Raw genomic sequence first — 13,781 nt, forward strand, 5'->3', positions numbered from 1 at the left:
GCGTTGCTCTCAAGCGACACTGTGGTCAGGCGGCTTCGATTGGTTCAAGCCGTGCGGTGAAGTGGCGCAGGAATGGGGCTTCGTAGGTGAGGCGGAGGCCACGTATCTGCCCGCGGTGGGCAAAGACTTCGAGGATGACTTCGACGAGGTAGTCGATGTGTGACTGCGTGTAGACGCGCCGCGGTATGGCGAGGCGCACCAGATCCATCTGTGCGGCTTTGGCGAACATGAGGGTGCCGATTTCAACGCTGCGGACGCCGCCCTCGAGATAGAGTTCGCAGCCTAGCGCGACGCCGGGAAACTGATCGCTGGGGATGTGCGGGAGGAAGCCGCGGGCGTCGATGTAAATGGCGTGGCCGCCAGGGGGCTGCACGATGGGCACACCGGCCGCAGCGATGGCTTTACCGAGATAGGCGGTGGAAGCGATGCGGTAGCGGAGGTAGTCCTCTTCGAGCGCCTCCTGGATGCCGACGGCGATAGCTTCGAGGTCGCGGCCGGCGAGGCCGCCATAAGTGGGGTAGCCCTCAGTGAGGATGAGCAGGTCTTTCTCCTGCTGCGCGAGGAGGTCGTCGTTGGTGCAGAGGAAACCACCGATGTTGGCCATGCCGTCTTTCTTGGCGGACATGGTGCAGCCGTCGCCGAGAGCGAACATCTCCTGCGCGATCTGCTTGGGCGTATGGTTTTCGTAGCCCGGCTCGCGCAGCTTGATGAACCATGCGTTCTCAGCGAAGCGGCATGCGTCGAAGTAGAGCGGAATATTGTGCTGCTTGCAGACGGCAGCTACTTCGCGCGCGTTCTGCATACTCACCGGCTGGCCGCCGCCGGAGTTGTTGGTGACGGTGAGCATGACCAGCGGCACGCGCTCGCGGCCCACGCGCTGGATGAGGGCTTCGAGCGCGGCCACGTCCATGTTGCCCTTGAAGGGATGCGTGGAGGCGGGCTGCTTGCCTTCCGCGATGACGAGGTCGAGAGCTTCGGCGCCGGTGAACTTGACGTTGGCGCGGGTGGTATCGAAATGGGTGTTGTTGGGAACGACATCGCCCTTCTTGCACATGACGCCGAAGAGGATGCGCTCAGCGGCGCGGCCCTGATGGGTGGGGATGACGTGCTTGAATCCAGTAATGTCCTGGATGGAGTTGCGGAAGCGGTCAAACGAGCGGCTGCCCGCGTAAGACTCGTCGCCCTGCATGATCGCCGCCCACTGGTTGGTGGACATGGCGCCCGTGCCTGAATCGGTGAGGAGGTCGATGAGGACGTTATCCGCGGGGAGCAGGAATAAGTTGTAATGCGCGGCTTTCAGCAGCTCTTCGCGCTGGGCACGCGTGGTCCAGCGGATGGGTTCGACGCTCTTGATGCGGAATGGCTCGATGATGGTCTTGATGGGCATGATGGCTGTCTTATGGAACCTGAATGATTCTAAAGGCAGCCATCAGGCCTCTGCCATCAATGCGAAAACTTGAAGACGCACTCGGATGAATCGGTAATTGTCTGGTTGTTGGCCAATTCAATCTTGGTCACGCGGAACTCGGTGCCTTCCGGGGTCTTTGCAGCGAACACCTTCTCCTCGAATTTGACGTCGGGCCACTCGAGGCTGTCGGATGCGCCTGCCTTGATGTCCTCATCAGAGAAATAGGTGGCCGGTTCGAAGTGCTTGCCTTTGCTATCGACATAAATAGCATCGAAATCGACTGACTTTACGGCGACGCTGGACACATTCTTGAGTGATACAAAGACCTTGTATCCCGTTCCCGATTCAGCTTTTGTAATTCTGCCCGCAGTCACCTCAACCGGACACGACGCGCTCCAGGCGCTCACGGATCCAACCAGGGCCAACGCGGCTAACCACAAGTACTTCATGCGCAAACTCCTTCCAGAATTCTGAACAGACGAACTCCGTTGCAACCAGGGTGCCTAACTTACGCCTGGAAAGCGGATCTGTTCTTGACGAACTCTAAAGTTTGCGCTGCGCGGAACTCGTCTGTATGTGATCTCGTTCACGCGTGATGGCCGCGATGCATCCGAGCGCGATGCGCGGACTAACTTCAGTACGTGAGCGAAAACGTGATCAGCGGGTATAGAGGAAGGTGCCGCAAAGGTCAGTGGAATTGCGGATCGCGTCGAAGGTGAAGACGGGAGGGGTAGCGCCGGAAAAGAAAGCGACGTGGAGGTTGCGGCCGTCGATCCAGGTGGCCATCCACTGCGTCTGCTCCTTGCCGCAGAGCGTGTTCTTGTGGAGCAGGCGCTGATCGGCAGCAACGCTGATGTGGTAGAGGTTACCGGCCTGCGCGACGTTGCTGTCGGCATCGAAGACAGCGCTGATTTCAACGGGCTTAAGGGCGCGGACGGGCACCAGGGGCCACGCGAGGAAGTTCATGGTGAGCTTGGCGTCCGTAATGAAAATGTCGCCGGTAATGGAGGAGGCGGTCTGACTGGAGGCTCGCCAGTAGCCTTTGTCCTGGGCTTTGACGGGGAGGGCAACGGCAAGGGACAGCGCAATTAGCGCGAGAAACTGCTTCATATTGAAAGCATGGCATTCAGGACAGGCGCCGGGCAAATCAGTCCGCGATCCTGCTGAGCCCCGGAGGTGGATAGTTGGCAGCAGGATCATCCAGAACCAGAACCCAGTCGGGGCCGTAGGACGGCGAGCGAAACTCATGCAGCGTGCGCGCGTCGATGGGCCCGATGAGAGTTCCGACGCCGGAGCGAGGATCGTACCACCAGGCGCGCAGTGTATGGCTGCGCATCGGCTGCAGGTTCAGGGCCACGGCCTGGTCGTTCTGCGGAAAATAGATGAAGGCGAAGGTTCCCTCACGGTCACGCGTGGCCTGGACATGCAAGCCGCCGCGTCCCGCATCGCCCTGAATGAGCGACTGATCGGGTATGCGGGAGAAGAAAGGACGGGACTCGATGAGAGCGCGAAGGTAACGCACCTGGTCGCCGCCCGCGCTGTGAAGCGCTTGAATCCAATCGCGGTCGGGGTGATTTTCCGGAGGATAGTGGGGACCGGCGAACTGCCAGATAGAGTGATCACCATAGGTGACTCCGCAGGCACCAGCAAACACCGATCGATAGACCTGCTTGCGCACGTCATACGCGCGAAAATATCCCGTCGCCGGATCCCATTGAGGCCAGGGATTATATGGATGATCTTCGTAGTTGGGCTCGAGATCGAGAGTGGGCTTTGCTGGCGATAGCGCGTAGTCACGTGCGATCCACTCCCAGACGGGGACATCGTGTCCACCGCCGTGGCCGCTCTGCATGCCGTTCACGGAGAGCCACGGCTCGGTGTGCAGATAAACAGAGGAGGAATCCGGACCACCCTGCGGGTGATAAAGGATCAGCGGGGTGCGGCCGAGACCGTCATTGAGCCCCTGGGCAACAGCGCGCCAGATGGGAGTCCAGTCCTGGTCGGGTGGGAAGCCGGCATCGTGCCCCATCTTCTGCAGGTAATCGTTGTTCATGCCCGCGAGGCGCGGCGGCCGGTCTCCGCCGAGGATCCAGATGACATTGGTGCGATCGCGAAGGCGGTCGGCGAGGTAACGGGCGAAGTCGTGGGCAACGGGAAGGTTGTCGTTCCGGAAGAGGCGAGGACCGCTGCCCCAGGGCGCGGTGAGCTTATCGCCCCATATAGGAACCAGCGCCACGTAGAGCCCGCGCGAAGCGGCTTCGTCGACGATCGCGACAATGCGATCGAAGTAGCGCGGGTTGGGCCGGAGCGGATCGTTATCAATGAATGACCGCTCGCCCCAGATGCTGGGTTCCGTCACCCCATTGAACTCCGAGAGCACGACGGTTTGAATGACGGTGAATCCCTGCTGAGCGCGCGTTGCAAGATAGTAGCTGGTCTCCTCCGGAGTGGTGCGATGAATGAGTTCCCATGAGGTATCTCCAAGCCAGAAGAAGGGGCGGCCATCTTCGGTTTGAAGATAGTGCCCGGCCGGATTCACCTCAACGCGCGGAAGATGCGGATGGGCAGAGGCACCGAATGCCGCGGATGACGCGATGGCGGAGATGAGGACCGAGAAGATTAGGCGATGCAGCATGGGAACCTTTCCAGGTTTTTGTCACCAGTTAAGGGTGCGGCGGATGATGGGCTCGAAGTCGTCAGCCATGTGGCGGTGCTGAATGCCGGTGGGGTGTCCGTTGCAGGGGAGCCCCGGGTAGTGCTGCGAGGGCGCGTAAATCACGCGCGAATCGAGGCTCTGCCCGGCAGCGCGCTGGACCATCCGGGCGAGCAGCGGGTCGGTAACTATGGAGCCTTCTGTAACGAAGATCAGCGAGTGCGGATAGAGGCCGCGGACCTTGTGGAGGAAATCGACATAAGCCGCGACCCAGGCGGTCTCGTCGAGAGGTTTCTTCTTCTCCAGGTTCATGTCGTTGGTGCCGATGGACATGAAGATGGCGTCGGGCTGGAAGCGCGCGGCGTCCCAGGGGACGCGGCCTTCGGGCTTGTCGACCGGGATGGCGAGAGTGAGGAAGTCGGGAATGTTGACAACGTTGTCGGCGAGGGCAAGGCCACGGTAGTCGCGGACCAAGCCGCGGCCGCCGAAGCAGACGAGTTGGGTTTCGGCATCGAGGCGGCGGCCCAGCAACATTCCGTAGGACTCATAAGCGTTGATGTCGGGCAGTGCGGGGTCGTGGGTGCACTGGGCGTTGTTATCGATGCCGACACCGCAGGTTACGGAGTCGCCGACGAACATGAGCTTGCGCTGCGGCAGCGGCGGCAGATCGAGCAGCGTAGCGCCGGGCGAGAGCGTGATGCCGTCGAGCGTGAGCATGCCCTGCCATGTTTCGGTGCGCTTGTAGATCTCGACGGTGTGCGGGAAGTCGTCGAGGTTCTCGCCGAGCGTGACGGTGTTGGCGCCGGACTTAAGGATGGCGAGCATTGGCGCTTTGTGATCGACCACGATGGTGAGCGCCGTATTGGGTGTGTCCGCGGTGAGTTGCAGCGCGGCGCCGGTGCCCTTGAACCGGAACTCAACGCCAGTAGCGGGATAGGCAAGATGCGGATGCGCGGGGTCGCGGTCGTCGGTGCGGCCGATGAGACGCAGATGAGGATCGTTGATGGGCACCTGCGGTGCGGCCAACTGCCCTTCGGGCGTCTGGGCGTTTGTATACAGACAGGGCGCTAAAAGCAGAGCGAGAGAGAGACCAATGCGGCGAAGAAGCATGATGAAGGCTTTCTGTTGATCTGGTATCGCAAACAGGAAAGGTTATCATGCGGAGTGAATCGAATTACGCAAAGTCCTGGGAGGTCAGGGGTGCAGGAATTCCGCAGAGAGTTTTTGAGGATGGCAGGGCTGGGTGTGGCGGGGGGTGCGACGGTGCTGCTGACGAGTCCGGCGGCGCGGGCACAGGCGGGAGGCATGACGGGCGAGCGGCCAGTGTTCTTCGACGTGCGGCGGTTCGGGGCCAAGGGCGACGGCACGAGCATTGATACGGGCGCGATCAACGCCGCGATCGAGGCCGCGGCGAACGTGGGCGGCGGGACTGTAGTGTTTCCGGCGGGTGTGTACGCGAGCTACTCCATCCACTTGAAGAGCAACGTGGCGCTGTTCCTGCAGCAGGGCGCCACGATCCTGGCGGCGCCGACTCCCTATGACGGGACGAGCAACGGCTACGACAATGCGGAGCCGCAGGGTGCCTGGGAGCCCTTCCAGGATTACGGGCACAACCACTGGCACAACAGTCTGATCTGGGGCGAGGACATTCACGATTTCGGGATTTTTGGGCCTGGGCTGATCCACGGCAAAGGCTTGAGCCGCGGCTGGGACCGCGAGAAAGCGCTGCCCAATTCGAACGCCAAGGGGGTGGGCAATAAGGCAATCGCGCTGAAGAACTGCCGCAACGTAATCCTGAGCGATTTTTCGATTCTGCAGGGCGGCTGGTTCGGCGTGCTGGCGACAGGCGTGGATAACCTGACCATCGACAACGTGAAGATCGACACGAACCGCGATGGAATCGATATCGATTGCTGCCGGAATGTGCGGGTATCGAACTGCGCAGTAAATTCGCCGTGGGACGATGCGATCTGCCCGAAGAGCAGCTATGCGCTAGGGCATGCGCAAGCTACGGAGAACGTGACGATTACCAATTGCTACGTGACGGGCGCCTACGAACTGGGCACGATGCTGGACGGCACATGGAAGCTGCGCGACGTGAAGAACGGCGAGTGGGGTACAGGACGCATCAAGTGCGGGACAGAATCGAATGGCGGTTTTAAGAACATTGCGATTTCGAATTGCGTGTTCGACAAGTGCCATGGGTTCGCGATCGAGTCTGAAGACGGCGCGATTGTCGAGGACATCACGATCACCGGCGTGACGATGCGCGATGTGGTGGCGCCATTCTTTCTGCGGCTGGGTGCGCGCCTCAGAGGGCCGAAGCCGGAGACGGTCGTCGGGCGCATGAAGCGCATTCTGATCTCAAACGTGACGAGTTCGAATGCGGCGCTGCTGCCGTCAATCATCGCGGGGGTTCCCGGGCATCCGGTAGAGGACGTCAAGGTCAGCGATGTGTATCTCGAACACGTGGGCGGAGCCGGGGCCGATATGGCTGCGTTGGCGCCCCCGGAGAAAGCGGAGGCCTATCCGGACCCACCGATGTTCGGGCCGTTGCCGGCGTCAGGATGGTTCGCGCGCCACGCGAAAAATCTTGAGATGACGAACGTGCAGATCGCCGTTAAGGACGCCGACGCGCGGCCCGCCTTCCATCTGGAGGATGTGCAGGGGGCAGACTTCTTCCGCTTGAAGTTGCCGGGCGCGAAGGAGCAGTTTCGGCTGAAGAGTGTGTCGGATTTCCGCGTCTTCGGGTGCCGGCATTATGCGGACCAGACGGTGGATGAGACGGAAGAGATGAGGGTGTGAAAATCGAGTGGTTAGTGATTAGTGAGTGGTCACGACACATCACACTAATCACTAACCACTCACCATCACAGCTTGCTGCGAAAGTAAGGCAGGCAGAGTTCCAGGCCGTGGCGCAGCGTGATCTTCGGTTCCCATTTGAGGAGTTCCCGGGCGCGGGTAATGTCGGGTTGGCGGCGTGTGGGGTCGTCTTCGACGGCCGGCTCATAGCTGATTCCACTCATGTTGTTGGTTACGCCTATCACTTCTTGGGCGCATTCGAGCACGGTGAACTCGTCAGGATTGCCGATGTTCACGGGCAGATGTTCGAAGGTGCGCGACAGCCGCATGATGCCTTCGATCAGATCGCTCACGTAGCAGAAGCTGCGGGTCTGCTGGCCGTTGCCGTAGATGGTGAGAGCCTCGCCGCGCAATCCCTGCATGAGGAAATTGGAGATCACACGACCGTCGTCGGGATCGAGGCGCGGGCCGTAGGTGTTGAAGATGCGGACCAGGTGGGTGTTGACGCCGCGGTAGCGGCAGTAGGCCATCACAAGTGCCTCAGCGTAGCGCTTGGCTTCGTCGTAAACGGAGCGGGGGCCGATGGGGTTGACGTGCCCCCAGTACGACTCCGACTGTGGATGCTCCAGCGGGTCTCCATAGCACTCAGATGTGGAAGCGTGGAGGAATCCGGCCTTGTAGCGCTCAGCAATACGTAGGGCGTTCTCTGTTCCGAGCGAGCCGACGCGCAGCGTCTCGACGCCGAGTCGCATGTATCCCGGCGGGCTGGCCGGTGAGGCGAAGTTGAAGACGTAATCGACCTGACCGACATCGAAGGGCTCACAGATGTCACGCGACTCGAAGGTGAAACGGGACTCATTCTCGAGATGCGCCAGGTTGTCGGTGTTGCCCGTTGAGAGGTTGTCCACGCCAATCACAACGTGGCCCTCGGCGAGAAGGCGATCGGTCAGATGAGAGCCAAGGAAGCCGGCTGCGCCGGTGACGAGGATGCGAGTCTTCAACGATGAACGCTCCGAGGATGATGATACAGGGGCCAGTGTTGGTGATTAGTGGCTAGTGACTAGCGGCTTCGAGTAGATGAAGGCGGCACGGAGGCGGGCGTAGTAGTGCTCTTCCCTGCTCTGCTGGCTATATCCGTGAGCCTGATAAAGACGGATGGCGGGAGCGTTTTCCGTGTCGACGTGCAGCCAGATCGCGGCGGCTCCGGCGGCCAGGGCAGATTGTTCGAGGTGTGTAAGGAGTTCGCGGGCGACACCTCGGCGGCGGTGCTCGGGAGAGACTTCAAGAGTCTGGATGTAGGCATAGCGATCATGATCGGGACCGGCCCACTCGACATGGGCGAAGCCGGCCATGTGCTTGGATGCATGCTCAGACTCTTCGGCAATCCAGGTGGCCGAGTCGGAGTTCCGGATAATGCTACGCATGTAGGAGCGGGGAAAACGGAGGGGCGGCTGGAAGCAGATCTCTTCGATGGCGTATAGGGGTTCGAAATCGGAGGGCTGGTAGAGGCGGTAGAGCATAGAGGCAGCGAATAGTGATTAGTGGTTAGGTAAAAGAGGCCCCAAAATAGTGTGGGGGTCCGAAGACCCCCACGACGGCCCGGTCAGAGGCCGGCGCCATAAAGGCGTGCTCTGACTAGACCTTCGCCTGGACGCCGTCGATGACGTCGAAGAAGCGCTGGTCGAGGCGGCGGTTGGTGGCAACCGCTTCCTTGATGGTGATGTCGGTGATGTCAGTTCCCTTGAGGACCGCAATGCGGCCCCACTTGGCTTCATGCACCATGTCGATGGCGTGCAGGCCGTAGCGCTGGCCGAGCAGGCGATCGTAGGCCGTGGGCACGCCGCCACGCTGGGTGTGACCCAGGTTCACGCTGCGAGTCTCAAAGCCAGTCTTCTTCTCGATGAGTTCGGCGAGCGCTTCGCCGATGCCGGAGAGGCGGGCGTGGCCGAAGGCGTCGACTTCCGCGGAGCCGGTGACCTGGCCGCCTTCGGGCAGATGGCAGCCCTCTGCAACGACGACGACGCCGTAGTGCTTGCCGTGGTCGTAGTTGTACTTGAGCAGGGCGCAGACGTGATCGAGGTCGATGGGCTTCTCGGGAACCAGCGTGACGTGCGCCCCGCCGGCAACACCCGCGGCCATGGCAATCCAGCCGGCATCGCGGCCCATGACTTCGACTACGACAACGCGGTTGTGGGAGTCGGCGGTGGTGTGAATGCGGTCGACAGCTTCGGTCGCAATCATGACGGCGGTGTCGAAGCCGAAGGTGGCGTCGGTGCCGTTGATGTCATTGTCGATGGTCTTGGGAACGCCGATGGCGTTGATTCCGTGCTCGGCTAGGAAGAGGGTGACCGACTGTGTGTCGTCGCCGCCGAGGGCGATGAGGGCGTCGATCTTGTTCTGCTTCAGGACTTCCTGAACCTTCTCGATGCCACCGGGGATCTTCTTCACATTGGTACGGGAGGAGTGAAGGATGGTGCCCCCCTTGAGCTGAATGCCATCAATTTTCTCGAGCGTGAGAGGGATGAACTGGTTGTCGAGGACGCCGCGCCATCCGTTGAGGAAGCCGATGAACTCGTCGCCGTAGTGGTTGATTCCCTTCTTCACCGCTGCGTAGATGACCGCATTCAATCCGGGGCAGTCACCGCCGCCGGTCAATAGAGCAATTCGCATCGAAAGTCTCCTGAAGTTGAAAGATCGCGCGGCGCAGGGCCGCTGAAGGTCTGACGTCTGCTATCCGGGCCGAGTGGCCGGTTTGACACCTTATCCAGTGTACTCTGCGGCTGTAAAGGGGGTTGGTGATGACGCTCACGCGAATGCAGGGGACACAAAGGCGGGCACAACTGGACTAAGGGAATCGGCTGCGCTCGAATCGGTAGAATGGGGGAACGCTCAAAAACTCGCTGAAAATATGCTTGACCGATTGTTCGGAATCCAAATGCCCGGCCCAGGAACCCTGCTGCTGCTCGCTTTTGCCAGCGCGGTGGTGGTGCTGCTGCTAGTTCTGCTGCAGTTGACGCGGCTGGGATTCCTGATCCGAAGCACGATTCCCGACCGGCCGCGTCAGCGTATGTTCATGGCGTCAGTCTCATTTCTGATCACATTTATCGGGGTGCGCGTGTTGGTGCATCTGATCGTCCAGAAAAAAGGCCCGTTCGACTGGGTGGTGGTGAAGGGACACCACATTCATCACCTGGTGTGGGGAATCCTGATCCTGCTGCTGATCGGATATGGGTATCTGCTGGACCTGGGGCGGTCCCATTCGCCGCTATCAATTTTCCTGAGCCGGTTGATGTCGGTGAGTTACGGGGTGGGCGCGGCATTAACCCTGGACGAGTTTGCGCTGTGGCTGAACCTGGATCCCAACGACTACTGGAGCCGCGACGGCAGGTTGAGCGTGGACGCTGTGATCCTGTTTGGAGCGATCCTGGCAACGGGAGCATGGGGCGCGCCGTTTTTTCGCGGATTGGGCAGGATGTGGACCAAGCGACGGGTGGTTGGACGAGGCCTGACCTTCCCTATTCGGCACGTGCGGTTGCTTCGTCCGCGTAGATTTCGGAAACGGCCGCCGCATAGCGCTCAGCAATAACGCGGCGCTTGAGCTTCATGGAAGGTGTCAGCTCGCCTGAATCCTGCGACCACTCGTCGGGGACGATGCGGAAGCGCTTGATGGTCTCGAAGTTGGCCAGCCCGGAATTCACTTCGCGGATGATTTCGTTATAGAGCGCATTGACACGGCGATCCGCAACCAGAGATGCGCGGGTTACGCCCTCAAGACCGTTGTTGCGGGCCCATTCGTCGAGAGCAGCGAAGTTGGGCGAGATAAGCGCCGAGATGAACTTATGCTTGTCTCCGATGAGCGCAACCTGACCAATAAGGATGTTGGTCTTGATCTTATTCTCGATGGGCTGCGGGGCGACGAGTTTGCCGCCGGATGTCTTGAGCAGTTCTTTCTTGCGATCGGTGATGTAGAGGAAGCCATCGTGATCAAGGTGGCCGATGTCGCCGGTGTGGAACCAGCCCTCGGCGTCGAAGCACTCGGCGTTGGCCTGAGGCTTGTTCCAGTATCCCTGAAAGATGAACGGGCCGCGGCAGAGGAGTTCGCCGTCGGAGGCGAACTTGAGCTCGACATTGGGAACGGGTTTGCCGACGCTGCCAAGGCGGTGGTTGGGTTCGGAGTTTAGGGCGATCACCGGCGAGGTTTCCGTGAGGCCGTAGCCCTCCCAGACCGGGATTCCGACCGAAGCGAACCAGCGGGCGGTGTCGACGCCCAGCGGTGCGCCGCCGGAGATGAAGACTCGAGCCCGGCCGCCGAAGGCCGCCTGAACTTTGCTGAAAACCAGCTTGTTGGCCAGTTTCCACAGCGGCGAAGCAGGCGTGCGGGCGGAGTAAACCGTGTCAATGTGCCCGGCACCGATCTTGACCGCCATAGCGAGGAGCTTCTTGCGGATGGGGCTGAGAGCGGCACGCCGCTCAACCTCCTGGCGGATCTTTTCGTACACGCGCGGAACGCCGACCAGCACAGTGGGCCGGACCTCGCGCATGGCGTAGGGCAGGCGATCGAACTGCGAGCAGTAGATGACCTGAGCGCCGCGGCCATACATAACGTAGTCAAGGGCGCGCGCCGTGATATGCGAAAGCGGCAGGAACGAGATGCAGGCGTCTTCGCGGCTGAAGGAGAATTCACGGGCGCAGGTGTTCTGGTTGGCGGCGATGTTGCCGTGGGTGAGCATCACGCCCTTGGGTTCGCCGGTTGTGCCTGACGTATAGATGAGAGTGGCGAGGTGGCCGGGCTTGACCGAGTGGACGATGGCCTCGAACTCGTCGTCTCGCTGGCTGCCCCGTTCGTCAGCGCCGGCGACCAGTTCCGAAAACGGAATAGCGCCGGCAGTGGCATCGGCCGAATCCATGATGACGATCCGCTGCAGCGGCGTGTTGGCGCGGACTTCCGCCAGCTTGTCGAGTTGCTTGCGAGTGGACACGAAGGCAATCCGGGTGTCGGAGTCGCGGAGCAACTCGGCCATCTGCTCGCCGGTCAGCGTGGGGTAGATGGGCACATCGACCGCGCCGAGGGCCAGGATAGCGAAGTCGGCGATGGCCCATTCCCAACGGTTTTCGGCAATGATGGCGACCCGGTCGCCTTTCTGTACGCCCCAGTTGTGGAGCGCGTGGGCAACGGCGCGGACACGCTGATAGATCTGGCTCGACGAGATGGGCTGCCACTCCGAAGAGGCGCTCTGCCACAGGATTGCGCGCGGGTTACCTGCGGCAGCGACTCGCAGAAACAGGTCGTTCAGAGTGGCGATGGGTGCGGGAACGGTCATTTTTCGGTCAGAGATGGGAAGCCCGGTTTTCAAGGAACATCGAGAGTTTATCAGTTGCGAGGCCAAACAATCGGCACACACCGTAAAAGGACGGTCAACCGGTTGCAACTTTTGAACATGAACTGAAATTTGGTTGTTTCAACCGACGTTCCTCAGGCGATAGACTAATGAGCAATATTCCATCTCTCCCTCTGGTTCCTGGCGGAGTACCGAGCAGTATGCCCAACAAGCACTCGCTGTTTGAGTTGCACAGAACCGACGCGCGCATCACGATCCGATTGGAGAGGGTAGAGGTCGTCTGCGTAGCAGGCGCCGTGGTGATTGCGGCCGCCAGCCTGGCAACGAAGCTGCTGCCGGGGCTGCGCGGTTCAAGCCTGCGTTGGACCGAAATGCCTCTGGCCTGCGCGGTGGCCGCCCTGGCATGCAGCGTTGGACTTGCCCTCGCAAGCGAAGAAGGCTCAGCTAAGGCAGCGTGGTCGAGGAGAGCACTGGGACTGCTGACCGCGTTGGCGGGCTTGGCGGCTGCATTTTGGCCAAAGCTGACGGCAGCCGGGGCACTAAACGCACTCCAGGTAACGCCGAGCCGGTCGATGAGCTTGCTAATCGCCATCGCATTCGGTTCATTGGGAATCGTCGTCCTGTGCGCGCATGCGGGAAGAGGATCGCGGGGGTGGATTCCCGACGGGGCATTGTTCGGCGCTGGTTGGGTGGTGCTGACGCTAGTCATGGGCGCGGCATTCGGCGCCTTGCACACCTTTGGGGACGCTCCACCCGGACAGGTGACGCCCGCAACGACGGCTACCCTGTTGCTGCTGACATTGGCGGCTGTGGGAAGGCGGGTTGAGTACGGGCGCTGGTCCATATTCATCGGCCGGGGAATCGGCAGCCGCATGGCGCGAGCAATTCTGCCGATTGTGCTGCTGCTTCCGATGGCACGGGAACTCATGCGCGCACGCATGATGCGGACGCACCTGTTTGCCGCTCACTATGCTTCTGCGATTCTGGCTGCGACCGGGACCGCCGTTGCCTTGGCCCTCCTGCTCGCCGTTTCCTGGCAGTTCCGGAGGCTGGAGTGGAAGGTCCAGAGTTTGAGCCTGCGCGATGAACTGACCGGCCTGTACAACCTGCGCGGATTCCACCTGCTCGCCGAGCAGGGGCTGAGGATGGCTCGCCGTTCGCGCGTGCCTTTCTCGGTCTTGTTTATAGACGTGGATAATCTGAAGAAGATCAACGACCAGTACGGACACTCGGCGGGATCGGATCTGCTGGTGGAAGCCGCCGGCTTTCTGAAGATGAACTTCAGGGAAACGGACATTCTGGGGCGAATCGGTGGCGACGAATTTGCCGTGGCAGGTCAGTTCGGTGTTGAGTTGATCGAACGCGCGGAGGAACGCCTGAAGGCCGGTTCCAATAACCGCAATGCGGGAGACGGCCCGCCCCTGAGCCTGAGCATTGGACATGTAAGCGCCGACCTGAAAAGAACCGAATCGCTGGAAGACCTTCTGCAGCGCGCCGATGCTCTGATGTACGAGCGCAAGCGGATGAAAAAGCTGCAGGCTGTCTAGGCAGGTACTCACTCGACTCGAAAATCTTCTTC

At 60.9% G+C, this 13,781-nt stretch carries 12 protein-coding genes; 3 read left to right on the top strand and 9 right to left on the bottom strand.

Annotated elements, in window-relative coordinates; genetic code table 11:
- Positions 1–25: 25 nt before the first annotated feature.
- From MOP44_RS23780 to MOP44_RS23800, 5 genes are all read right to left on the bottom strand, one after another.
- Positions 26–1,387, bottom strand: coding sequence for a tryptophanase (locus tag MOP44_RS23780; RefSeq protein ID WP_260792899.1), 1,362 nt, complete (start codon positions 1,385–1,387; stop codon positions 26–28).
- Between the two features lie 56 nt (positions 1,388–1,443).
- Positions 1,444–1,857, bottom strand: a complete 414-nt coding sequence (locus MOP44_RS23785; RefSeq protein ID WP_260792900.1) for a hypothetical protein — start codon at positions 1,855–1,857, stop codon at positions 1,444–1,446.
- Positions 1,858–2,065: 208 nt separating this feature from the next.
- Positions 2,066–2,518: a hypothetical protein gene (locus MOP44_RS23790; protein WP_260792901.1), complete on the bottom strand. Its 453-nt coding sequence runs from the start codon at positions 2,516–2,518 to the stop codon at positions 2,066–2,068.
- Between the two features lie 37 nt (positions 2,519–2,555).
- Entirely contained in the window at positions 2,556–4,043 is a 1,488-nt protein-coding gene (locus MOP44_RS23795) for a glycoside hydrolase family 140 protein (protein WP_260792902.1), read from the bottom strand.
- A gap of 21 nt (positions 4,044–4,064) precedes the next feature.
- The gene (locus tag MOP44_RS23800) at positions 4,065–5,171 is read right to left on the bottom strand and encodes an SGNH/GDSL hydrolase family protein (protein ID WP_260792903.1); all 1,107 of its coding nucleotides are present in this window, start codon (positions 5,169–5,171) and stop codon (positions 4,065–4,067) included.
- 90 nt (positions 5,172–5,261) lie between these two features.
- Here MOP44_RS23800 and MOP44_RS23805 point away from each other — a divergent pair, with 90 nt between their 5' ends.
- A complete protein-coding gene (locus MOP44_RS23805; RefSeq protein ID WP_260792904.1) occupies positions 5,262–6,866 on the top strand; it encodes a rhamnogalacturonidase in 1,605 nt (534 codons plus the stop codon).
- A gap of 65 nt (positions 6,867–6,931) precedes the next feature.
- Here MOP44_RS23805 and MOP44_RS23810 read toward each other — a convergent pair whose 3' ends face one another.
- The 3 genes from MOP44_RS23810 to MOP44_RS23820 all read right to left on the bottom strand — a co-directional run bounded on the left by MOP44_RS23810 (position 6,932) and on the right by MOP44_RS23820 (position 9,533).
- Positions 6,932–7,864, bottom strand: a complete 933-nt coding sequence (locus tag MOP44_RS23810) for a UDP-glucuronic acid decarboxylase family protein (RefSeq protein ID WP_260792905.1) — start codon at positions 7,862–7,864, stop codon at positions 6,932–6,934.
- Positions 7,865–7,909: 45 nt separating this feature from the next.
- A complete protein-coding gene (locus tag MOP44_RS23815; RefSeq protein ID WP_260792906.1) occupies positions 7,910–8,383 on the bottom strand; it encodes a GNAT family N-acetyltransferase in 474 nt (157 codons plus the stop codon).
- 115 nt (positions 8,384–8,498) lie between these two features.
- The gene (locus MOP44_RS23820) at positions 8,499–9,533 is read right to left on the bottom strand and encodes a 6-phosphofructokinase (RefSeq protein WP_260792907.1); all 1,035 of its coding nucleotides are present in this window, start codon (positions 9,531–9,533) and stop codon (positions 8,499–8,501) included.
- A gap of 265 nt (positions 9,534–9,798) precedes the next feature.
- On the opposite strand from MOP44_RS23820, the gene MOP44_RS23825 reads away from it, so the two are divergent.
- Positions 9,799–10,449, top strand: a complete 651-nt coding sequence (locus tag MOP44_RS23825) for a hypothetical protein (protein WP_260792908.1) — start codon at positions 9,799–9,801, stop codon at positions 10,447–10,449.
- Here the strand turns inward: MOP44_RS23825 and MOP44_RS23830 are convergent.
- Positions 10,379–12,184, bottom strand: a complete 1,806-nt coding sequence (locus tag MOP44_RS23830) for an AMP-dependent synthetase/ligase (RefSeq protein WP_260792909.1) — start codon at positions 12,182–12,184, stop codon at positions 10,379–10,381. The two genes, MOP44_RS23825 and MOP44_RS23830, sit on opposite strands and share 71 nt — an antisense overlap.
- A gap of 218 nt (positions 12,185–12,402) precedes the next feature.
- Between MOP44_RS23830 and MOP44_RS23835 the strand changes: the two genes are divergently transcribed.
- On the top strand, positions 12,403–13,749 hold the full coding sequence (locus MOP44_RS23835) for a GGDEF domain-containing protein (protein ID WP_260792910.1): 1,347 nt from the start codon (positions 12,403–12,405) through the stop codon (positions 13,747–13,749).
- The last annotated feature ends 32 nt before the right edge of the window (positions 13,750–13,781 follow it).

Source organism: Occallatibacter riparius (genome assembly GCF_025264625.1).
Classification (GTDB): domain Bacteria; phylum Acidobacteriota; class Terriglobia; order Terriglobales; family Acidobacteriaceae; genus Telmatobacter; species Telmatobacter riparius.

Excerpts from the sequence above, each read along its gene's own strand:
- MOP44_RS23830 (WP_260792909.1), bottom strand. The coding sequence starts at position 12,184 with ATGACCGTTCCCGCACCCATCGCCACTCTGAACGACCTGTTTCTGCGA.
- MOP44_RS23825 (WP_260792908.1), top strand. The coding sequence starts at position 9,799 with ATGCCCGGCCCAGGAACCCTGCTGCTGCTCGCTTTTGCCAGCGCGGTG.
- MOP44_RS23835 (WP_260792910.1), top strand. The coding sequence starts at position 12,403 with ATGCCCAACAAGCACTCGCTGTTTGAGTTGCACAGAACCGACGCGCGC.
- MOP44_RS23800 (WP_260792903.1), bottom strand. The coding sequence starts at position 5,171 with ATGCTTCTTCGCCGCATTGGTCTCTCTCTCGCTCTGCTTTTAGCGCCC.
- MOP44_RS23785 (WP_260792900.1), bottom strand. The coding sequence starts at position 1,857 with ATGAAGTACTTGTGGTTAGCCGCGTTGGCCCTGGTTGGATCCGTGAGC.
- MOP44_RS23795 (WP_260792902.1), bottom strand. The coding sequence starts at position 4,043 with ATGCTGCATCGCCTAATCTTCTCGGTCCTCATCTCCGCCATCGCGTCA.
- MOP44_RS23780 (WP_260792899.1), bottom strand. The coding sequence starts at position 1,387 with ATGCCCATCAAGACCATCATCGAGCCATTCCGCATCAAGAGCGTCGAA.
- MOP44_RS23790 (WP_260792901.1), bottom strand. The coding sequence starts at position 2,518 with ATGAAGCAGTTTCTCGCGCTAATTGCGCTGTCCCTTGCCGTTGCCCTC.
- MOP44_RS23820 (WP_260792907.1), bottom strand. The coding sequence starts at position 9,533 with ATGCGAATTGCTCTATTGACCGGCGGCGGTGACTGCCCCGGATTGAAT.
- MOP44_RS23815 (WP_260792906.1), bottom strand. The coding sequence starts at position 8,383 with ATGCTCTACCGCCTCTACCAGCCCTCCGATTTCGAACCCCTATACGCC.